This is a genomic window from Nocardia noduli, from assembly GCF_019038455.1.
In the GTDB taxonomy this organism is placed as follows: domain Bacteria; phylum Actinomycetota; class Actinomycetes; order Mycobacteriales; family Mycobacteriaceae; genus Nocardia; species Nocardia noduli.
This window is the reverse complement of record NZ_JAFMPL010000003.1, coordinates 125,901-150,437: the sequence shown is the minus strand read 5'-3', so window position 1 is coordinate 150,437 and position 24,537 is coordinate 125,901. Positions and strand designations below refer to the sequence as shown.

At 69.3% G+C, this 24,537-nt stretch carries 1 protein-coding gene; it reads right to left on the bottom strand.

Annotated features, from left to right (window positions below):
- Positions 1 to 6 precede the first annotated feature (6 nt).
- A complete protein-coding gene (locus JZ792_RS03785; protein WP_216906855.1) occupies positions 7 to 24,537 on the bottom strand; it encodes a non-ribosomal peptide synthetase in 24,531 nt (8,176 codons plus the stop codon).

The window sequence follows — 24,537 nt, the reverse complement described above, 5'->3', positions numbered from 1 at the left end:
CGGGCGCTACTCCCGTGATGTCGCGGACAGCGCCGCCTCCTCGACGCCCGTCATGAACCGCTCCAGGATCGGGCCGACGACGGCCAGCGCGGCGGGATGGGTCAGTTCGAGGTGGCGCGCGTCCACCACCGTGTTGTGGACCTCGCCGGTGGCGTAGGGCCGCCACGTCCTGGCGATGGCGTCGTGGTCGCTGCGGTCCCGGCCCGCGGTGAACACGACCATGTCGCCGTCGAAGACCTCGGGACGGTAGTCGCGCGCGATATCGCCTGCCGTCTCGAAACTGGTCATCAACCGATCCACCTGGTCGGCGGTGAACATCCCGGTGGCGACGATCTGATCGCGGATGACACCCCATGCCTGCTCGTGGGTCTGTGCCGACACCGCGTCGCCGAGGTCGAACAGTTCCCGCCAGCCGCCGAGCAGGTCCGCCATCAGCTCGCCCGGCGTGTGGCCGTTGGTGGCGACGATGCCGGGATCGGGCTGCCCGTCGGCCCAGCCGACGACACTGTCGAGCACCGCCAGGGTGCCGACCTGATCGCCGTCACGCTGTAGGCGCACCGCCATGGCATGGGCGATCTCACCACCGAGCGACCAGCCGAGCAGGTGATACGGCCCGTTCGGCTGTGCCCGGCGAATCTCGGCCACATACCGCTCGGCGAGCGCGTCCACCGAATCCGCGCACGGTTCGCCCGCGACGACGTGCGGATCCTGCAACCCGAACACCGGCCGGTCCCGGTCGAGATGTTCGACCACGCCGCCGTAGAACCAGGCGAGGCCGCCCGCGGGATGGACACCGAAGATGGCGGGTTTGGACCCACCCGCGCGCAGCGGAAGCAGCACCTGGAGGCCGGAACCGCCCTCCGCCTCGTCCGCCCGGCGCGCCAGTGCTTCCGGCGTGGCATCGTCGAACATCCACGGCAGCGAGATCGTCACGCCACGGGAGCGCAATTCGATCACCACGCTCGTCGCGAGCAGCGAATTACCGCCCAGGTCGAAGAATCCGTTCGTCGCACCGACCCGCGCGACACCGAGCACCTTCTCGTAGACCTCGCACAGCACTTTCTCGGACCGGGTACGCGGAGCGACGAATTCGATGACCGACTCGCCGAAATCGGGTCCGGGCAATGCCTTGCGATCGAGTTTGCCGTTGATCGTCAGCGGCAGTTCGGGCAGCACCATCACCACCGAGGGCACCATGTAACTCGTCAGCACCCGCGCCGCCGTCGCGCGGATCTCGCCGGGATCGATACCGTGCCCGTCCAGCACCGCGTAACCGATCAACTGATCCACGCCGAGTTCGTGACGATGCACCGCGGCCGCGGCCTGGGTCACGGCGGGATGGCGCAGCAGCGCCGATTCCACCTCACCCAATTCGATACGGAAGCCGCGCAACTGCACCTGCGCGTCCGCGCGGCCCGCGTAGGACAACTCCAGTCCGTCCGCCGCGCGCCGCCAACGCGCGGTGTCGCCGGAACGGTACAGCCGGGAGCCCGCGGGCCCGAACGGATTCGCCACGAAACGGCTCGCGGTCAACGAACGGGCGCCGAGGTAACCGCGCGAGAGTTGGTCACCCGCGATGTACATCTCCCCCACGACCCCGATCGGGGCGGGACGGAGCCGATCGTCGAGCACGTAGGCGCGCAGGCCCGGCAGGGGCGTGCCGATTCCCGCGTTGTCCACCGCCGAACTGTCCACCGCCGAACTGTCCGCCGCCGAGTTCGCGCCGCCGAGTTCGGAATAGGTGACGTGCACGGTGGTCTCGGTGATGCCGTACATGTTCACCACGCGTGGCGCGTCCGGTTCGTGCGCGGCGAACCAATCGGTCAGCCTGGACGTGTCGAGCGCCTCGCCGCCGAGCACCACGTACCGCAGCGCGAGTTCTCCTGCCGCACCCTCGGATTCCCGGTACCGACGCTCGGCGTCGGCGAAACCGTAGAACGCCGACGGTGTCTGGCTCAGCACCGTGACCCGCTCCCGCGCCAGTATCCGGACCAGTGCGTCCGGTGTCCGGGAGGTGTCGTGGTCGACGACCACCACGCGTCCGCCGGAAACCAACGGGCCCCACATCTCCCAGACCGCGAAATCGAAGGCGTACGAATGGAACATCGTCCACACGTCGTCCGGACCGAGATCGAAACGCTCGGCGGCCCTGGCGAACAGGGTGACCACCTGGCGGTGGCTCACCACGACCCCCTTCGGCCTGCCCGTCGATCCCGAGGTGTAGATGACATAGGCGACATTGTCCGGTCCGGCCTCGGGCACGGCGGTGCGCCGTGCCCGAGGGTCGACCTGTACGCAGTCCTCGACGTACACCACCGGAGCCGAGCATTCCGGCACGTCCGACGCCGTCGCCGCGGCGGTGAGCACCACCACCGGCGCGGCGTCCTCGAGGACGAACCGCACCCGCTCGCGCGGGTAGGCGAGATCGAGCGGCAGATATCCCGCTCCCGCCTTGATCACACCGAGCAGCCCGACGACCAGATCCACCGACCGCGACAGCGCCACGGCCACCAGTGTTTCCGGACCCGCGCCGCATTCGGTCAACCGCGCGGCCACCGCCTCGGCACGGCGATCCAGCTCGGCATAGGTCAGCCGCACGACGCCGTCGCTCACCGCGACCGTGTCCGGGTGCGCGGCGACGCTGTCCGAGAACAGCCGCGCCAGAGTCACTTCCGGCACCTCGATGCCGTCGGAGCCCGCCGCCGCGAGGATCTCTAGCTGCTGCGCGGCGTCGACCAGACCGATATCACCGACGACCACAGCCGGTTCCTCGGTCACGGTCTCCAGGATCCGGACGAACGCGTCGACGAAGCGATGCATCGTCTCCTCGACGAACAGATCACTGGCGTAGGTCAGACGGCCCGACATCCCCGCCCTGGCGCCCTTGTCGTCGTAGCGATCGACCAGTTTGACGTTCAGATCCGCCTGTGCCTGTTCGTATCCGTGCTCGATCGGCTCGATGACCAGGTCGGGCAGCGTCAGCGCGGCGGCGCGCAGATTCTGGACGTCCAGGGTCACCTGGTACACCGGCAGGTGCGCCGTCGACCGAGGCGGATTGAGCATCTCGACCACCTGGTCGAAGGTCACGTCCGCGTGGGCGAACGCGGCCAGGTCCGCATCGCGCGTCGCGGCGAGCAGCTCCGCGAACGGTTGCCGCGACGCGACCCGCGACCGCAGCACGACGGTGTTCACGAACATCCCGACGAGATCGTCGAGTTCGCGTTCACCGCGGCCGGAAACCGGTGTGCCGACGGCGATGTCGTCGACACCGGCGAGCCGCGACAGCAGAACGGTGAGCGCGGCGTGCAAGACCATGAACACCGTCGCGTTCGCCGCACGCGCCATCTCGTCCATCCGCGACCACAGCGCCGAGGAGATCTCGAAGTCGACCGCGCCGCCGCGCATGGAGGCGATCGCCGGACGGGGCAGATCGGTCGGCAGTTCGAGCAGTTCGGGCAGGCCGGCGAGCGTGTCCCGCCAATACCGCAGTTGTTCGGAGATCACCGAATCGGGATCGTTCTCGTCGCCGAGCATTTCCCGACGCCACATCGAGTAGTCCGCGTACTGCACCGCGAGCTCGGGCCACAGGGGTTCGGTGCCGTGCGTGCTCGCCACATAGGCCGCGGCCACATCCCTGGCGAGCGGCATCATCGACTGCCCGTCCGCGCAGATGTGGTGCACGGTGATCGCCAGGACGTGATCGGTCGCGCTCAGGGTGAACAGATCCAGCCGGACCGGGGGTGCCTGGGTCACATCGAAACTCACCGACACCGCGGCCGCGGCCCGAGCCATCAGTTGCGTTTCGTCCACGACGACCGGGTCGAGAACGTGCGTGATCTCCGCCGCGTCGACGATCACCTGGTGCGGGGTTCCCCCCGTCATCGGGTACCTGGTACGCAGCGATTCGTGCCGCGCGACGACCATGGCGCACGCGCGCCGCATCGCGTCGATATCGAGTTCGCCCTTCAGCCGGACCAGCAGCGGCACGTTGTAGGCCGCCACCGAGGTGTCGAACTGGTTGAAGAACCACATGCGTTGCTGCGCGGGGGAGAGCGGCACCAGATCCGGGCGCGCCCGCCTGGTCAGTGGCGCCCGCTCGACCCGGTCGAGGGTGGCGAGGCGCGCGGCGAGCACGCCGACCGACGGCGCTTCGAACAGGTCGCGCACGCCGACCCGCGTCCCGAGGGCCGCACCGAGTCGAGCGGCCGCCCGCGTCGCCGACAGCGAATTGCCGCCGAGTTCGAAGAAACCGTCGAGCACGCCGACCTTCTCGACGTCGAGCACGTCCTCGAACACCTGGGCCACCACGCATTCGATATCGGTGCGCGGAGCGACCCACTCGCGGCGATCCACGAAATCCGGTGCGGGCAGCGATCGGCGATCGAGTTTGCCGGTGTTGGTGAGCGGAAGCGCCGCCAGGACGACGAAGACCTCGGGAACCATGTGCCCGGGCAGTCGCGTCCGCGCGGCAGCCGCCACCTCGGCGGTATCGGTGTCGGCGTCGGCGACGAGATAGGCGGCCAACCGGTCGACACCGCGGTCGTCCGCACGGAGCACGACCACGGCCTGACGCACCGCGGGGTGGTCGAGCAGGGTCGCTTCGATCTCACCGGGCTCGACCCGCTGACCGCGCACCTTCATCTGGAAGTCGCCGCGCCCGACGAATTCCAGCACTCCACCGTCACACCACCGGACGACGTCGCCGGTGCGGTACATCCGCTCGCCGTGGCCGAACGGCGCCGCGACGAACGCGGCCGCAGTCGCCCCGCCTCGGCCCGCGTACCCGCGTGCCGTACCCGGTCCCGAGACGTACAGCTCGCCGACCACGCCCGCGGGAACCGGACGCAACCACCGATCGAGGACCACACACCGCATGCCGCGAACGGGACCGCCGATCACGACGCGGTCCGCCGGGGACAGTCGATCCGAGATCATCGCCATGATCGTGGTCTCGGTCGGCCCGTATCCGTTGAACAGCGACCGACCGATACCCCATACCGCCACCAGTTCGGCCGATACCGCCTCGCCGCCCGCGACCAGCACCCGAAGGCAGTCCAGCCCCGCCGGCGACATCGTCGCCAGCACGCTGGGCGTCACGAACGCGTGCGACACCCGCTCACGGGCGATCAGTTCGGCCAGTTCGACACCCGCGAACACCTGCGGGGGCGCGACCACGAGCGCCGCGCCGCAGGCGTGCGCCATCAACAGTTCCAGCACCACCGCGTCGAAACCGGGAGCGGCGACGGCGAGCACCCGCGCGGAGCTATCGATGTCGTACCGATCACGCTGCTCGACAGCGAAATTCGCCAACCCCGCGTGTGTCACCATCACCCCCTTCGGCACACCGGTCGATCCGGAGGTGAACAGCACGTACGCCACGTCGGAGACCCGGCAGGGCCGCACCCGGTCGGCATCCGACACCGGCCCGGGTGAGTATCTCTCCAATTCCGAATCCAGGGTCGGATCGTCCAGCACCACCACCCGAACGTCCTGTGGCACCGCGCCCGCGTCCACCGACGCCGACAGCACCGTGCGCACGTCCGCGTCCCGCAGCATCGCCGCGACGCGGTCCACCGGATACCGGGGATCGACGAGGACGAAACCCGCGCCCGCCTTCGCGACCGCCCACATCCCGGTGACCAGTTCCGCGCCGCGGCCCATCACGAGGCCGACCACGTCGCCGGGTCCGACGCCCTCCGAGATCAACAAACGCGACAGTCGTGACGACCATCCGTCCAACTCGCCGAACGACACCGTCCGCGACTCCGAGACGACCGCGGGAGCCAGCGGATCACCCGCGCGCAACACATCGCCGAGCACACGCGGCGCCACACCGTCTGCGCCCGACGCGGGAACCGATACGCGGCGTTCGTCGGCCGACAGCAGGTCGACCTCGCGGAGCAGCGCCGAGGGATCGGTGGTGACGGCGCGCAATACGGTTTCCAGACGCGCGGCGAGACCTGCGGCCGTGCCGTCGTCGACGGACGCGCGCTGATAGCGGACCCGCAGGTGCAGTTCTTCGAGCAGATGCGCCTGCACGGTGATCGGGTAGTGCGCGGCGTCGGTTCCCGTCGCGCCGACCGCCCGCATGCCGTCGATATCGACCTCACCCAGCCCACTGCTGTCGACCGGGTACGACTCGAAGACGACGAGGGTGTCGAACAGCGCCGCCGCACCGGTGGCCGACATGATCCGCGAGAGTTCGACGTAGTGGTGATCGAGCAGACGGGTGTTGTCCGCCTGGAGACTCGCCAGCGACTGCTCGATCGTCCGGTCGCGGCGAACCCGCACCGCCACCGGCACCGTATTGATGAACAGACCGATCATGGATTCCACGCCCGGCAACTCGGCGGGACGCCCGGATACGGTGCTGCCGAACACCACTCGCTCCACGCCGAGCAGGTTCCCGAGAACGACCGCCCACGCGAACTGCACCATCGTCGCCATCGTCACCGAACGGGAACGGGCGAATTCCTCCAGTTCCGCGGTGACGCGGCGATCGAGGACGACCTCGAGATCGACGGGGACATCCGCCGTCGTCCCGAGCGCCGAATCCGACACCAGCGTCGGCGCGTCGACATCGCGCAACATCTCGCGCCACACGTCGAGGCTTTGCGACAGGTCTCGACCGTCGAGCCAGGCCAGGTAGTCGCGGTAGCTCGCCGGGGCGGGGAGCAGTTCGTGCCGAGCGTCGACCGCGTACAGCCCGATCAACTCTCGCCACAGCAGCGGCAACGACCAACCGTCGAGCAGAAGATGGTGCGCTGTCAGCACCAGACGGAAGTCACGCGGTCCGGCGGTGACCGTCAGCAACCGCAGCAACGGCGGCAGCGCGGGATCGAACGCACGGATGCGCTCCGCCTCGACCAGCGCCCGCACCGCCGCCTCGTCCCCGCTCGCGTCCGCCCTGGCGCAGCAGATCGCGCTTTCGGCGGGAACGATCTGCGCCGCGACGCCTCGCGTCGTCCGGGTGAAGGCCGCCCGCAGGTTCGGATAGCGCTCGAGCAAGGCGGACACCGCGCGCTCGAGCCGGTCCTGATCGAGCGCGCCCTCCAGCGTGAGCACCGATTGCGCCGTGTACACGTCGAGCCCGCCCACGGCGAGGTCGGCGTGGAACAGCAGGCCCGCCTGGAGCGGGGCCGGTGGCCACACGTCGGCGAGCGGCCCGTACCTGTCCGCGAAGATGTCGAGATCGGATTGACCGAGTTCGATGAGCGGGACGTCGGCCGGGGACAGGCCCCAGTCGCGGTCCAGCTCCGATTCGGTGGCGATCGCGGTCAGGGCGGCGACCCATTCGTCGGCGAGTGCCACCACGTCGTCCTGCTCGAGCAGACGCGAGGCGTAGCCGACGTAGGCGGACAGTCGCGGACCCGTTTCGGTCTCCTCGACGTGGACGTCGATCGTGAGGGCCGCGGCGGCGGGCATGTCCTGGTCGAACGCCGCCCTGCGGTCGAATTCCTCGTCCGCCGGGCTCCAGGCGTATTCGGACAGGGTCGTCACATCGACGCCGACCCGACCGAGATTGTTGAAACTGATCTGCGGCTCGGCCGCCGACGCGAGCCTGCCCGCGGTGTCCGGATTCAGGTACCGCAACAGGCCGTACCCGATCCCCTTGTCCGGGATCGCGCGCAACTGCTCCTTCACCGATTTCACCGTCGCGCGGATATCGGTTCCGGTGTCGCCCACTTCCAGCGCGACGGGGTAGGCGTTGGTGAACCAGCCGACGGTGCGCGACAGGTCGGCGCCTTCGGCGATCCGTTCCTCGCGTCCGTGGCCCTCCACGAGCACCTTGAGGCCGGTGTGTGTGACACCGCGCCGAGCGCGCCACCGTGCCACGGCGACAGCAAGTCCGGCGAGCAACGCGTCGTCGACACTGCCGTGCACGGCTTCCGGCACCGCGTGCAACAGGGCCGAGGTCACCGTCGTCGGCACGGATATCGTCACCTGGCGGACCGTGGACTGGATATCGAGTGCCGGGTCGAACGCGGCGGAACCCAGCTGCGGATCGACGGCGCCACTCGTCCGCTCCCACAGGTCGATCTCGCCCGCTCGGGCCGTGGCGGCCTCGGCGAGAGCATGTGCCCACCGGCGCATGGATGTGCCCTGCTCGGGCAGCGAGATGCCCTGGCCGAGCGTGTGCTGCTGCCACGCGGTCATGAAGTCCGGCACCAGGATTCGCCATGAGACGCCGTCCACGGCCAAGTGGTGGATGACGATGAGGGCGCGGCCGTCGGAGTCGACACCCGGTTCGGGCAGCAGGCAGACGATCTGCGCCATCCGTCCCGCCGCCGGATCCAGACGTCCGGCCGCCTCGGCGGCCGCGGCCTCGAGTACGGTGGTGAATCCGTCCCCACCGGGAGCCTGCGCCTCGCCGAACGTCCGAACCAGCACCGAGCCCGCGGCATCGGCGGCGGGCAGGACCTCGAGACGCCCGTCGCGCAACCTGGCCCGCAACATGTCGTGCTGGTCGAGCACCGCCTGTACGACGGCCGTCACGTCCTCGACGCGGGCCGCACCGGGCAGCCGCACCAGGACCGATTGCGCGAACCGGTCCGCGGTACCGATTCGTTCGAGGTACCAGGACACGATCGGTGTCGCCGGAATCTCGCCGACACCACCGCCCGGCAACTCCTCGAGTGCCCGACGCTCGGCGGCGCCCGCCACCCGCGCCAGCTCCCGCACCGTCTTGCGCTCGAAGATATCCCTGGCCGTCACGAGCACGCCCGCCGACTTCAACCGCGACGCCAGCTGGATCACCATGATGGAATCGCCGCCGTGCGCGAAGAACGACGTGGTCGCGCCCACCGCGGAGATCCCGAGCACTTCGGCGAACGCGGCGGCAACGGTCCGTTCCAGATCGCCCGACACCGCGACGAGATCGGTGACGGCACTGTCGAAATCGGGTTCGGGCAAGGCCTTGCGATCCACCTTGCCGGTCGAGGCGAGCGGCATCGTGTCCAGCACGGTGATCACGGCGGGCACCATATGCGCGGGCAGCACGGTCGACACCCGGGTGCGCAGGTCGACCGGGTCGACGGCGCTTCCGGCCTCCGCCACCACGTAGGCCGCGAGCGCGGGCTGACCGCCCGGTCCGCTGCGGACCACCGTCACCGCGGCGGCCACCGTCGGATAGGCGATCAGCGCGGCGTCGATCTCGCCCAGTTCGATGCGCTGACCCCTGATCTTGATCTGGAAGTCGACGCGGCCGATGTATTCCAGGGCTCCGCTACGGGTCCAACGCACGATGTCGCCGGTCCGATACATGCGAGAACCCGAGTCGCCGAACGGATTCGCGACGAAGGCACCCGCGGTCGGCGCCGACCGGTTCAGGTACCCGCGCGCCAGCTGCGGGCCCGCGAGATACAGCTCCCCCGCGACTCCGACCGGCACCGGACGCAACCCGGCGTCCAGAACCACCGCCGCCGCACCGCGGATCGGACCGCCGATGGTGATGGAGTCGGTGGGCAGCATCGGGTCACTGATGGTGATGACGATCGTCGTCTCGGTCGGCCCGTAGATATTGTGCAGCCTGCGCCCCGCCGCCCACGGCGCGATGGCGTCGACACCGACCTTCTCGCCGCCGACCGCGAGCATCCGCACCGATTCGAGACCGGTCGCCGGAATCGTCGCGAGGACACCGGGGGTGAGGAAGGCGTGCGTCACCCCGTGTTCGCGAATCAGGTCGTCCAATTCGGCGCCGCCGAAGATATCCGGCGGTGAGATCACCAGCGCCGCGGACGCCTGCGATGCCATCAACGATTCGAGCAGTACCGCGTCGAACGCGGGCGCCGACACGTGCAGCACCCGGGAATCGCACTCCACCCGGTAACGATCGCGCTGTTCGGCGGCGAAACCCGCGAGACCCTCGTGGGTGACGACGACGCCCTTGGGGGTACCGGTCGACCCGGAGGTGTAGACCACGTACGCCGCGTCCTGGATCCGCGGCGTCCTGATGCGCTCGGCGTCGGTGACGGCGGTCGCACGGCACGCGGCGATCTCGGAGGCCGTGTCCGGATCATCGAGGGCCACCCACCGGACACCGTCCGGCAACGCCGTCAGCGACGCGGTCAGCGTGATACCGATGCCCGTGCCGGAATCCCGCACCATGTGGTCGATGCGACGCGCCGGGTACCGCAGGTCCACCGGGACGAAGGCCGCGCCGGTTTTCGCGATGGCCCACATGGCGACGTGATAGTCGACCGAGCGCGGAACCGCGAGCGCGACGAAATCGTCCGGCCCGAGTCCCATGGTCAGCAGGTGACGGGCGAGGCGGTTGGCCCTGTCCTCGACTTCGGCGTAGGTCAGGGTTTCGGTGACGCCGATGAGGGCGATCGCGTCGGGGGCCGCCGCGACCGAATCCGCGAGCAGATCGGGGTAGAGCCGCGCGGGTCCGACCGGACCACCGGACGCGGGCACGAGTCGTGCCGTTTCCTCGTCGCCGAGCAGCGACACCGCACCGACGAGACGTGCCGGATCGGCGACGAGGCCGTCCAGGACGCGAAGGAACCGGTCCGCGAAGGCGTGTGCGGTCGCGGCATCGAAAATATCCTCGGCGTACACGATCTCGCCGCCGATGCCCGCGGCACGGTCGCCCGCGAGCCGTTCGGTGACCAGGACGGTGAGATCGGTCTTGGCCTGCGCGATACCGGGATCGAGGGGTTCGACCGCGATCTCGGGCAATTCGAAGCGCGACGCCGAGGCGTGCTGCCACCCCAACATCACCTGGAACAGCGGGGAGTACGCCGCCGATCGAGGCCGATCGAGGATTTCGACCAGTCGCTCGTAGGGCAGATCCGCGTGCGCGAGGGCTTCCAGATCGATATCGCGGATCTCCGACAGGAGTTGTGCGAAGGTCCGGTCCTCGCGGATCGGGGTACGCAGGACGACCGTGTTGACGAACATGCCGACCAGATCGTCGAGTTCACGCCGTCCACGCCCCGCGACCGGGGTGCCGATCGAGATGTCGGAACTGTGCGCGGTGCGCGCCAACAGGATCGCCAGCGCCGCGTGCAGGACGACGAAGACCGTCACGCCCTCGCGATGGGCCACCCGCACGATGTCGTCGTGCAGCCGTGCGGGGATGTCGAAGCGGACGCTGCCGCCGACCATCGACATGGTGGCCGGGCGTGGCCGGTCGGTCGGCAGGTCGAGCAGTTCCGGCGCGTCGCGCAGGGTGCGGGACCAGTATTCGATCTGCGTGGCGAGTTGCGAGACCGGATCGTCCTCCGAACCGAGCGAATCCCGCTGCCACAGGGCGTAATCGGCGTACTGGACCGCCAACGGTTCCCAGCCCGGCGCACGACCCGCCGTACGAGCGGCGTACGCGGAGAACACATCACGGGCCAGCGGGGGCATCGACGCGCCGTCCGCCGCGATGTGATGGACCACGACGACCAGCACGTGCTCCTGCTCGGAGGTCCGCAGGAGTCGGACGCGCAGCGGGACCGCCTGCGCGACATCGAATCCCGCCCGCACGGTCTCACCGATCCTGGCCGTCATCTCGGCCTCGTCGGCCACCGCGAGCGGTGCGGGCACCAGTTCGACGCCGATACCCGACAGGTCCCGCACCAACTGGCGCGGCTCACCGTCCACGACCGGGTAGACCGTCCGCAGCGGTTCGTGCCTGCCGATGACGTCCAGGAAGGCCGCACGGAACGCGTCGATATCGAGTCGGCCGGTCAGTCGGGCGGCGAAGCAGATGTTGTAGGCCGGTGAGGAGGTATCGAGCTGGTTGAGCAACCACATCCGCCGCTGGGCGTTCGCGAGCGGCACGACGGCCGGACGCGGTCGCGCGACGAGCGGCAGCTCTGTCGACGTCGAACGCGTCGCCAGCAGTTCGGCCAGTCCGGCGACGGTGGGGGCGTCGAAGATGTCGCGGATCCCCACGTCGACGCCGAGTGCCGTCTGCGCGCGCGCCGCGAGCCGGGCGGCGGAGAGCGAATTGACGCCGATCTCGAACAGATTCGCGCTCACGCTCACCCGATCGGCGCCCGTGAGCTCGGCGACCGTCCCCGCGAGTACCTCTTCGCGGTCGGTGCGCGGCGGCACGAATTCCTCGCGGTCGTCGAATACCGGTCGCGGCAGGGCGGCCCGGTCGAGTTTTCCGTTCGCGTTGAGCGGCATCGATTCCAGAACCTGCACACCGGCCGGAACGAGATAGCCGGGCAGCGAACGGGTGAGGCGGTCGCGGATCTCGCGGCCGTCCATGCGCGCCCCCGGCACCAGGGTGACGTATCCGACGATCCGCTCGGCGGTCACGATCGCCACCGCGCGGGCGACGTCGTCGATGGCGCGCATCGCGGCTTCGATATCGCCGGGTTCGACGCGCTGACCACGCACCTTCACCTGGAAATCGCTGCGGCCCCGGTATTCCAGCGTCCCGGACTCGGTCCACCGCACGCGGTCACCCGTGCGGTACAGACGCTGTCCGGGCGCACCGAAGGAATTCGCCACGAAGGCGCCAGCGGTGAGTGCTGCCCTGCCCTGGTACCCGCGCGCCAATTGCACACCGGCGACATACAATTCGCCGACGACGCCGACCGGCACCGGACGCAGCCCGGCATCGAGCACGTAGACGCGCATCCCGGAGATCGGCGCACCGATCGGCACCATCGCACCGGTGCCCGAATCCCCCGCATCCTCGCCGAGCCGCACCGACGTGACGACCTCCGCCTCGGCCGGGCCGTACCAGTTCACCGTATCGGCGTGCGTGAACACCGCCGCCGCGTCGTCGGCGACGCGGCGCGAGAGCGCCTCGCCCGAGACGAACACCCGGCGCATCGCCGCAAGCGCGGCGGCACCGACGAATTCGGTGAACACCTCGAGCATGGACGGCACGAAATGCGCCGTCGTGATCCGCTGCTCGGCGATCACCCGCGCCAGGTAGGCGGGGTCGCGGTGCCCGTCGGGCTCGGCAACGACGATCTGCGCACCGGTCCGCAAGGGCCAGAACAATTCCCAGACGGCGATATCGAAGGTGACCGGGGTCTTGTGGAGCACGACATCGGAGGTGTCGTGCGGCCACTGGCGCTGGGCCCACTCCAGCTGGCTCGCGGTCGCGGCGTGGGTCAGGGCGACGCCCTTCGGGATTCCGGTGGAGCCGGAGGTGAACAACACATAGGCGGTGTTGTCCGGCCGCAGCGTGGCCAGGCGCTCCCCGTCGGCGATCGGCGCGTCCGACAGCTCGCGCAGGTCGAGCCCGTCGACCGGAACGGTGTCGACGCCTTCCGGCAGGTCGGTGCCGTCCACGGAGGTCGTGAGCACGATCAGCGGTTTCGCGGTGTCGAGCACGTGCGCGATCCTGGCGGTGGGATGGCCGGGATCGATCGGCAGGAACGCCGCTCCCGCCTTGATCACGGCGTACAACGCCGTCACGAGTTCGGCCGACCGGCCGATCGCCACCGCGACCACCCGCTCAGGCCCCGCGCCGCGCGCGATGAGCAGACGCGCCAGGCGATTCACGCGCGCGTCGAACTCCCGGTAGGTCCAGGTGATTCCGCCGGGAACGCGCAGGGCCACGGCGTCGGGAGTCCGTGCCACCTGGGCGTCGAAGGCGTCGACCAGGGTGGCGCCGGGAGCACATGAGCCCCCGGTGTCGTTCCAACGCTCGAGGACGCGCGACCGCTCCCGCTCATCGAGCAGCGCCACCGCGCCGACCGCCGATTCGCTGTCGGTCGCCACGGCATCGAGGATCCGGATCAGACGTTCGGTGAAGTGGCGCACCGTGTGTTCGTCGAAGAGGTCGGTGGAGTAGGTCGCCCGCACGGAGATGCCCGCGGGCTCGTTGTGCGGTCCGTGTTCCTCGGCCACCATCAGCAGCAGGTCGTAGATCGCGGCGCTGTCGCCAGGATCGACGTTCTCGACGGTGAGTCCCGGCAGTTCGAGTCGGGCGCGCGCCATGTTCTGGTAGGCCAGCATCACCTGGAACAGCGGCGTGTGCGAGGTCGAGCGTGCGGGTTTCACCGCGTCGACCACCTGCTCGAAGGGCACCGAGGCGTGGTCGAACGCCTCGAGGGCGCCATGACGTACCTGCTCGAGCACCTCGGTGAACGAGTCGTCGAGTTCGACGCGGGTCCGCATCACCAACGTGTTGACGAACATGCCGACCAGGTTGTCCAGCGACCGATCGCCTCGGCCCGCGTGCGGCACCCCGATCGTGATGTCGTCGCTGCCCGACAACCGCGACAGCAGCACCGCGAGCGCGGTGTGGACGACCATGAACGTCGTCGATCCCGACCGCCGCGCCAGCGATTCGATCCGCCCCTGCAGATCGGCGGGGATCTTCGCGCGCAGTACCGCGCCGCGCTGGGTCCGCTCGATGGGCCGCGGTCGGTCGGACGGCAACTCGAGCAGATCGGGCACACCCGCGAGCCGCGATCGCCAGTAGGCGAGGTCACGCGCGACCGGCGACGCCGGATCGTTCGCGGCACCGAGAACGTCGAGCTGCCACAGTGCGTAATCGGCGAATTGCACGGCGAGCGGGGCCCATTGCGGCGGCCTGCCGAGTGCGCGGGCCTGGTAGGCGGTCATCACGTCGTTCGCGAGCGGCGCGACCGAGAAGCCGTCGCAGCTGATGTGATGCATCGCCATCGCGACGAACCATTCCCGGTCCGAGAGCCGGTACAGCGCCGCGCGCAGCGGCACCTCGGCCGAGACCTCGAATCCGGCCCCGACGAATTCGGCCAAAGTGGCGGGCAGTTCGTGCTCGTCGAGCACGATCGGTGTGAGGTCGTGTCGCCCGACGACCTCCGCCGCGTCGAGCACGACCTGCGACGGGACCCCGTCGATCGCGGGGTAGACGGTGCGCAGGCTCTCGTGGCGTTCGACGACATCGCCGAACGCGGCGGCGAACGCCGCCACATCGAGGTCGCCGGTGAGCCGGATCGCCAGCGGTACGACGTATCCGGCCGATTCCGGTTCGAACTGGTTGAGGAACCACATCCTGGTCTGTGCCTGTGACAGCGGCACGCGCGCCGGGCGCTGCCTGCGGGTCGGTGCGGGCAGGTTCGGCACCGACCGCAGGTGCGCGATCCGTTCGGCCAGACCGGCGACGGTCGGGGCCTCGAAGATCGCCCGAACCGGAATCGCGACGTCGACCATTTCGCCGATGCGGCTGAGCGCGCGGGTCGCGATCAGCGAATTGCCGCCGAGTTCGAAGAAGCTGTCGTCCGCGCCGACCTCGGGCCGGTCGAAGAGCTCACCGAAGACCCGGGCGATGCTCTGCTCGACCACACCCGACGGCGCCCGGTATTCGGAGGCGAAATGGCTCGGGTCCGGTGTCGGCAGCGCGCGGTAGTCGAGTTTGCCGTTCACCGTCAGCGGTACCGCGTCGATCCTGATGACGAGGGACGGCACCATGTAGGCGGGCAGCCTCGACATCAGCTCGCCGCGAATCTTCTTGGCGTCGAACGATTCTTCCGCCACCGCGTAGGCGATCAGTCGTTGTTCGCCGCCCGCGGCGCGGACCAGCGCCACGGCCGCGTCGATACCGTCGACGGCGACGAGGGCGGCTTCGATATCGCCGAGCTCGACCCGCAGACCGCGCACCTTGACCTGGGTGTCGGCGCGGCCGACGTAGTGCAGGACACCCGCGCCGTCGCGGCGGACCAGGTCGCCGGTGCGGTACATCCGGGCGGCGCCCCCGTCCGCGAACGGGTCGGCGACGAACGCCGCGGCTGTCACACCGGGCCGTCCGTGATATCCGCGTGCCAGCTGGGCGCCACCGAGGTACAGCTCACCCGTCACCCCGACCGGAACCGGCCGCAGGCGCGAATCCATCACGTGCACGGTCACATTGGCCTCGGGAACGCCGATGGGCACGGCGGTGCCGTCGAGCGAGTCGATCCGGTGCGCGGTGACGCTGACCGCGGCCTCGGTCGGGCCGTACAGATTGTCGATGCGGGCACCGCTGAGTTCGCGGAAACGACGGACGGTCTCGACGGGAAGCGCCTCGCCGATGCAGAGCACCCGGCAGTCGTCGGGAACGGTGTCGGGGCCCGCGGTCTCCAGGAAGGCCGCGAGCAGCGACGGCACGAAATCCACCGTGGTGATGGGGTATTCGTTCATCAGCGCGACGACGGCGGCGGGGTCGGTGTGCGCGTTCGGACCGGCGACGACCAGAGCCGCGCCACAGGTCAACGCGGAGAACAACTCCCAGACCGAGAGGTCGAAGGTGACCGGGGTGCGCAGCACCATCACGTCGTCGCCACCGAGCCCGTAGTGATTCCGCAGCCAGCGCAACTGGTTCACCACCGCGCCGTGCGGTACCGCGACGCCCTTGGGGACGCCGGTCGAACCGGAGGTGTAGATGACGTAGGCGAGATCGAGTGGATGTGGCGGCGGCCCGAACTCGTTTCCGCCCACCGCCGAGGTGGTCGCGTCGGCGTCGGTGAGTTCCTCCAGCGTCCACGGCGCCACCTCGTCGGGCAGGTGCACCGGATCGGCCGCGCGGACGATGATCCGGTCGGGCCGCGCCGCGGTGAGCACGGTCCTGATCCGCTCGACCGGGTGGTCCGGGTCGAGCGGCAGGTAGGCCGCGCCCGCCCGGTGGATCGCGTAGAGCGTCCGCAGCAGATCCACGGACCGATTCATCGCCACCGCGATCACCGAACCCCGGCCGACGCCGCGGCCGTTCAACTGCCGAGCCAACGCGTCGACCTGCGCGCCGAATTCACGGTAGGTGAACTGTCCGCCGGTATCGGCGTCGATCACCGCCGTGGCGTCGGGGCGGGCGCCGACCTGCGCGGCGAACAGTTCGGCGATCGTCGACGGCGGCTCGTCGGTGATCGGGCCGGTCGAGTGCGCGACCAGCGTGCCGGTCTCCTCGGCGGTCAGCAGGTCGACATCGCCGACCACCCGATCGGGTTCGGCGACGACCGCGTGCAGCAGCCGCGCGTACCTGTCGAATATCGAACGGATCGTGACATCGTCGAAAAGGTCGGTGGCATAGCTGAATTCGACGGCCATCTCCGCCGGTTCACCGTTGGGCCCGATGCTGTCGACCAGGCTCAGGTGCAGATCGTATTTCGCCACACTGGGATCGGCCATGTGGGCCGAGACCGTCATCCCCTCGAAACTCACGGTGGGGATCTCGATGTTCTGGAAGGAGAATCCCACCTGTGTCAGCGGAGCGTGGGAGGTCGTGCGCGGCGGATTGAGCACCTCGACGAGACGTTCGAAGGGGATGTCGGCATTCTCGAACGCCGACAGATCCGCCTCGCGTACCCGGTTCATGATCCCGAGGAAGGTCGCGTCGGGTTCGATCCGGGTACGCAGCACGAGGGTGTTGACGAACATGCCGACCAGACCGTCGAGCCCGGGCTCACCACGGCCCGCGATGGGCGTGCCGACGGCGATATCCCCGGTGCCCGAGAGCCGTGCCAACAGCGCGGCGAACGCCGCGTGCATCACCATGAAAACCGTCGCGTCGTGGCGACGTGCCAGCGCGACCACGGCGCGGTGCAGGTCGGCGGGCAGTGCCGCCGTGACGGTGGCGCCGCGGAACGACTGTTTGGCGGGCCTCGGACGATCGGTCGGCAGATCGAGTACCTCGGGCAGATCGGCGAGAGCCGACAGCCAGTAGGCGGTCTGCGCGGCGGTCGGGCTGTCGGGATCGTTATCGGCGCCGAGCAGCTTTCGTTGCCACAGTGCGTAATCCGCGTACTGCACGGGCAGCGGCGGCCACTGCGGCGCGGAGTTCCCGACCCGCGCGCGGTAGGCCGTCATCAGATCCGTCGCGAGCGGTGCGAGCGAGGAACCGTCGATGCTGATGTGGTGCACCACCATGACCAGCGTGTGCACCTCCGGCGCGCTGCGCAGCAACGTGATCCGGCACGGCACCTCGGCGGTGACATCGAAGCCGATCGTCGCCGCCGCGGCGATGGACGCCTCGAGCTCGCTGTCCGCGACACCGACCGGCTCGAGATCCGGCAGCACCTGGTCGACGGCGAGGACGACCTGGTGCGGGCCGCTGTCGCTGTCCGGGTAGACGGTCCGCAGCGACTCGTGGCGGTCGAGGATGTCACCGATCGTGGCGCGCATCGCGGCGATATCGAGTTCGCCGGACATACGGACGACGATCGGCACGTTGTAGACGGCCGACGTGGGGTCGAACCGGTTGAAGAACCACATGCGCGCCTGTGCGGGCGACAGCGGAATCCGATCCGGACGGTGCTGCGGCTCGAGTGGTTCGCGCGCCGGGGCGGACGCGGTGCGCAGATGACGCGCGAGTTCCGCGATCGTCGGCGCCTCGAAGATCGCGCGCAACGTGACCTCGGCACCGAATTCGGCGCCCAGCCGCGCGGTGAACCTGGTGGCTGTCAACGAGTTGCCGCCGAGCTCGAAGAAGCTGTCGAGAATTCCGACGCGCTCGACGCCGAGTACCTCGGCGCAGATCTGCGCCACCATCCGCTCGGCGGCGTCGCGCGGCGCCACGTATTCGGCCGCACCGGTGAAAACCGGTGCGGGCAGCGCGGCACGATCGATCTTGCCGACCGAGGTCAGCGGCATCTCGTCGAGCACGAGCACCGCGTCGGGCACCATGTGCGACGGCAGGCGGTTGCCCGCGTAGCCCAGCAGTTCCGTGGTGTCCACGGCGCCGGCGGCGGGCAGCACGTAGGCGGCGAGCCTGGTTCCGGCCTCGGTCGCGACACCGACCACGATCGCGGTGGCGACGCTGGGATGTGTGGCGAGGACGGCCTCGATCTCGCCGAGTTCGACCCGCTGGCCACGCACCTTCACCTGGAAATCGCCGCGCCCGATGAACTCGAGCACCCCGCCGTCGACCCACCGCACGAGGTCGCCGGTCCGGTACATCCGGGCCCCCGTGCCGAACGGCGCGGCGACGAACACACCGGCGGTCGCACCGCCACGTCCGATGTACCCGCGCGCCAAACCCGGTCCCGAGACATACAACTCACCCGTGGCGCCCGCCGGAACCGGTCGCAGCCGACGGTCGAGGACCACGCACTGCACACCCCGGACCGGGCCGCCGAGCACCACCCGGTGCCCGGGACGCAGCCGATCCGAGATCGCCACCATGATCGTGGTCTCGGTGGGGCCGTACCCGTTGAACAACGAGCGACCGGTTCCCCACACCTCGACCAGTTCCGCCGACACGGCCTCGCCACCCGCGACCAGCGCCCGCAGGCAGTCCAGTCCCTCGGGCGACATGGTCGCCAGCACGCTGGGCGTCAGGAAGGCGTGTGACACCCGCTCCCCCGCGATCAATTCCGCCAGTTCCGCACCGGCGAAGACCTCGGGCGGCGCGACCACCAGCGTTGCGCCGCACGCGTGCGCCATCAGCAATTCCAGCACCACCGCGTCGAATCCGGGCGCCGCCACCGCCAGCACCCGCGACGATTCGTCCACGCTGTACCGAACCGCTTGCTCCGCGGCGAAATTCGCCAGACCCTCGTGGGTCACCATCACGCCCTTGGGGACACCCGTGGACCCTGAAGTGAACAGCACATAGGCCACATCGGAAACCCGCGAAGGACGCACCCGATCCAGATCGGTCACCGGCTCGGGCGAGTAATCCGCGAGATCGGCCCGCACAGCGGGTCCGTCCAGCGCCACGACCCGCACCCCGCCCGGCACGACCGCGAGGGATTCCGATACCGACAGCGCGATACCGACACCGGCGTCGGCCAGCATCCCGGCCACGCGCTCCACCGGATACCGGGGATCGACCAGGACGAAACCGGCACCCGATTTCGTCACAGCCCACATCCCCGCCACCAACTCCGCGCAACGGCCCATCACCAGGCCGACGACGTCGCCCGGACCGACGCCCTCGGACATCAGCAATCGCGCCAACCGCGAGGACCACTCGTCCAACTCGCCGTACGACACCGACCGCGAACCCGAAACCACAGCCACCGCGTCGGCGTCACGCACACACAGCATGTCGCTCAGCACATGTGAACCGATACCCGCCACACCCGACGCGGGCACCAACGCCTGCCGCTCCCACGCGGACAGGATGTTCACCGCACCCACCGGCCGACGCGGTTCGGCGACGAATTCCGCGAGGATCCGAGTCCAGCGTTCGGCGAAGACCTCCATCGACTCCCGGTCGAACAGGTCGGTCGCGTAGTTGATCCGCACCGCGACATCGCCGCCGTCCGAGACGTTCTCCGCGACGGTGACGATCAGATCGACCTTCGCGGGCTCCGCGTCACGGTCGAGCACCTCGACCGTGAGATCCGACAGTGCCACCTTCGCGCGGCCCGTATTCTCGAGCACGAGATACACCTGGCACAGCGGCGCGTAGGCCATCGACCGACGCGGTTCGACGGCGTCGACGATCCGCTCGTACGGCAGATCACCGTGGGCGAACGCGTCGACGTCGTCGTTGCCGACCCGCGTCAGGAACGCGGCGAAGCTCTCGTCGGAACGGATCTCGGTGCGCAGCGGAACGGTATTGACGAACATGCCGACGAGCGGTTCGAGCGCGCGTTCACCCCGGCCCGCGACGGGCGTGCCGATGGTGATGTCCTGCTCCCCCGACAGCCGGGCGAGCAGCACCGCCAGCGCGGCGTGCACGACGACGAAAGTGGTCACATTCGACGCGCGCGCGAGCCGCTCGATCCCCGCGAAGGTCTCCGCGGCGATCGCGGCGGTGACGACCTCGCCGCGCAGCGACGGACGCGCGGGTCTCGGACGGTCGGCGGGAATCTCCAGCAGCGGAGGCTTTCCGACCAGCCGCCTGGTCCAGTAGTCGAGCTGACGATAGGACAGCGAGGCCGGATCGTTCTCGTCGCCGAGCAGTGCGCGATGCCAGATGCTGTAGTCGGCGTAGTGCACATCCAGCGGACGCCACTCCGGCGACTTGCCCTCCACCCTGGCCGCGTAGGCGCCCGCCACATCGGCCGCGAGCGGACGCAACGACCAGCCGTCACAGCAGATGTGATGCAGGACGACGACGAGGACGTGCCCGGCACGGTCCGGTGTCGACAACAGGGTGATCCGGATCGGCGGATCGGTGCGCAGGTCGGTGCCCGCGGAGACGAGTGTGCCGATGAGGGCTTTCATCTCGTCGGGATCGTCGGGGCCGACCATCGGCGTCAACTCGGCGACCACGGTGTGGGCGGGCAGGATGACCTGTGCGCCTTGCCCGTTCACGACGGGATACACCGTGCGCAGGGTCTCGTGGCGTTCGATCACATCCGTCAGCGCCGCGCGCAACGCGGCGATATCGAGTGCGCCGGTCAACCGCAGGACCAGCGGAATGTTGTAGGCGCCCGATGTCGGGTCGGCCTGGTTGAGCATCCAGATCCGGTTCTGCGCGGGCGCGAGCGGGATGGGATCGCTCCGGTGAACCGCGCGCAGTGGCGGCCGGGTCGTGCGCTCGGCCTCGCTCAGCCGCGTGGCCAGGCGGGCGACGGTCGGATGGCCGAACAGGTCGCGCACGGAGACCTCGCAACCCATCACCTCCGCGATGCGCACGACCGCGCTGGTCGCGGTGATCGAGTTGCCTCCGAGGTCGAAGAAGCTGTCGAGCACCCCGACGCGGTCGGTGCCGAGGACTTCGGCGAAGACGTCGGCGATCAGCCCCTCGGCGACGGTACGCGGCTCGACATAGGGTGCGGCGGATTCGAAGACCGGCTCGGGCAGTGCGCGCAGATCGAGTTTTCCGTTGACGGTGAGCGGCAATTCGTCCAAGGTCACGATCGCCACCGGGATCATGTATTCCGGCAGCACCGAACCGACGTGCGCGCGCAGGGTTTCCGGGTCGCAGGTCGTGCCCGGTTCCGGCACGACGTATCCGACGAGGCCCGCGGCCTCGGTGTCGGGATGGCGGACGATGACCGCGGCGGAAGCGACACTGTCGTGCCCGGTCAGCGCGTTGCGGATCTCGTCGAGTTCGATGCGGAACCCGCGCAGCTGCACCTGCTGGTCACCGCGACCCCGGTACTCGAGCTCACCGAGGTTGTTCCAGCGCACGATATCCCCGGAGCGGTAGAGCCGACCGCCGGGTTCCCCGAACGGGTCGGCGACGAACCGGCTCGCGCTCAACGACGGGCGGTTCAGGTAGCCGCGGGCGAGTTGTTCGCCCGCGACATAGATCTCACCCCAGGCGCCCAGCGGCACCGGCTGCAACCGCTGGTCGAGCACGTAGGTGCGCAAGCCCGGCAGCGCGGGACCGATCGCACTCGGCGCGCCCGCGACGGCGATATTCGACGACAGGCCGAGATAGGTCACGAAGACGGTGGTCTCCGTGATCCCGTAACTGTTGACCAGCATCGGCAGGGCCGGGTTCCGGTCGTACCAGTTCGCGAGCAGCGCCGGTTGCAGCGCTTCACCGCTGAGCAGGACCAGCCGCAGCGACAGCGGACCGTCCGGCTCGCCCGCGTCGGCGTAGCGCTGTCGCGCGGCCGCGAATTGGTAGAACGCCGAGGGGGTCTGGCTGAAAACCGTCACCCCTTCCCGCGCGACCAGGCGTACGACGTCCTCCGGTGACCGGGTGGTCCGGCTGTCCACGACCACGACACGTCCACCCGTGACGAGCGGTCCGAAGATCTCCCAGATCGAATAGTCGAAGGCATACGAATGGAAGAAGGTCCAGACGTCCCCGGCCCGAATTCCGGCCTCGGCGCAGGAATTCACCAGGTACGTGGAGACGCTGCGGTGGGTGATCGCGACACCCTTGGGACGTCCGGTCGAGCCGGAGGTGTAGATGACATAGGCGAGCTGATCCGAACGCAGCGGCGCGATCCGATCGGTATCGATGATCGGCCGAGCGACGAAATCTCCGTCGGCGCGACCCGTCCCGTCGAAGAGCACGACCCTGGCCGGATCGCCCGGCACCCGGTCACGGACATCACCGCTGGTCACGGTGAGGATCGGATCGGCGTCGGCCAGAATGTATTCGAGCCGGTCGGCCGGATGCGCGAGATCCAACGGCAGATATCCCGCACCGGTTTTCAGCACGCCGAGGGTGGCGGCGACGACCTCGGCCCCGCGCGGCATCGCGATGGCCACGAGCGATTCCGGGCCGACGCCGCGCGCGATGAGCCTGCGGGCGAACCTGTTCGACCGTTCGTCCAGATCGCGATAGGTCAGGGAGATGTCCCCCGAGGTGACGGCGATCGCCTCGGGCGTCGCGGCCGCCTGCCGTGCCAGCAATTCGACCAGCGTCTCCGACGGCCTCGCGCCGTCGCGGCCCGCGAGATCGCCGACGATACGGCTCCGCTCGGCGGTGTCGAGCAGATCGATGGCGGCGATCGGGGTACCGCGTGGCGATTCCAGCAGCCTGCGCAGGAATTCGATGAATCGGGCCGCGTGGGTCTCGAGTTCGTCCTGCCCGTACAGGTTTCCGTTGCCGTGCAGTTCGATCAGCAGGGGCGCGTCGGCGCCCGAGCGATACATGTTCAGTTGCAGGTCGTCGAGTGTGCCCGAGGTGAGCGCGCGGTACCGGCCCAGTGCCGATCCCATCCGGATCTCGGAGTCGAAGAACAGGATGTTGACGATCGGACCGAACGAGTTCGCCGAGGCGTCGAGGGCGTCCGATTCGCGGCGCAGATCCTCGAAGCGGTACAGCTGATGCCGCATCGCCGCGACCAGTTCGGACACCGAGGCCCGCACGATGTCCTCGACCGTGGTGCTCGCACCGACGGCGAAGCGGATCGGCACCATGTTCGCCAGCATCGCCGCGGCGTTGCGCAGGCGTTTGGTGACGCGCCCCGAGACCGGCATCGAGAGCACGACATCGTCGGTGCCCGTCATCCTGGCGAGGAACGCGGCGAAAGCGGCGATCACGACCTGCGCTTCGGAGGCGTGCAGATCCTCGGCGAAACGATCGAGCGCGTCGGACAGGTGCGACGGGAGTTCCTGACCGGCGACGCGGTCGTCCTTGGCCCAGCGCGCGGTGCGCCCCGACAGGCTCGCCGGTTTCGGCAGGCCGGACACCTTGTCGAGCCAATATGCCCTGTCCGCTTCGAATCTGGGACTCTCGCGATAGGCGCGCTCGGCCTCGGCGACATCGTGCAGTGTCGCCGCCACCAGCGGCGCGGGCGCTCGCCCTTCGAGTAGGGCGTTGTAGTGCTCGGCGCAGCGGGTCAGCGAATTGAACGCGCCGTATCCGTCCACGACGAGATGATGGGCGCGCGCGTACCAGAAGTACCGATCCGGTCCGACCCGGATGAGTCGCGTGACGGCGAGTTGATCGCGGCTCAGATCGAGCGCCTTGGTGCTGTAATCGGCGCTCATCCACTCCAGCGCCGCCGCGACAGGGTCGGCGTCGCCGCTGAAATCGAGTACGGGCTCGTCGTACTCCATGGTGTGGTCGACGAATTGATAAGGGCGACCGTCCGACTCGACGACGCGCACCAGGAGCGATTCCATCTCGTGCCCGGCATCGTTCACGGCGCGGGCGAACGCGTCGAGGTCGATCGGGCCCTCGATCTCCAGGTAGTGCGCGATATTGACCGGGGGTCCACCGGGCAGAGTATCGGCCAGCCACATGCCGTACTGCGCCCTCGACAGTGGAATGAGATCCACGATCGTGCCACCGGAAACGTCGGACTTCTGATTCAT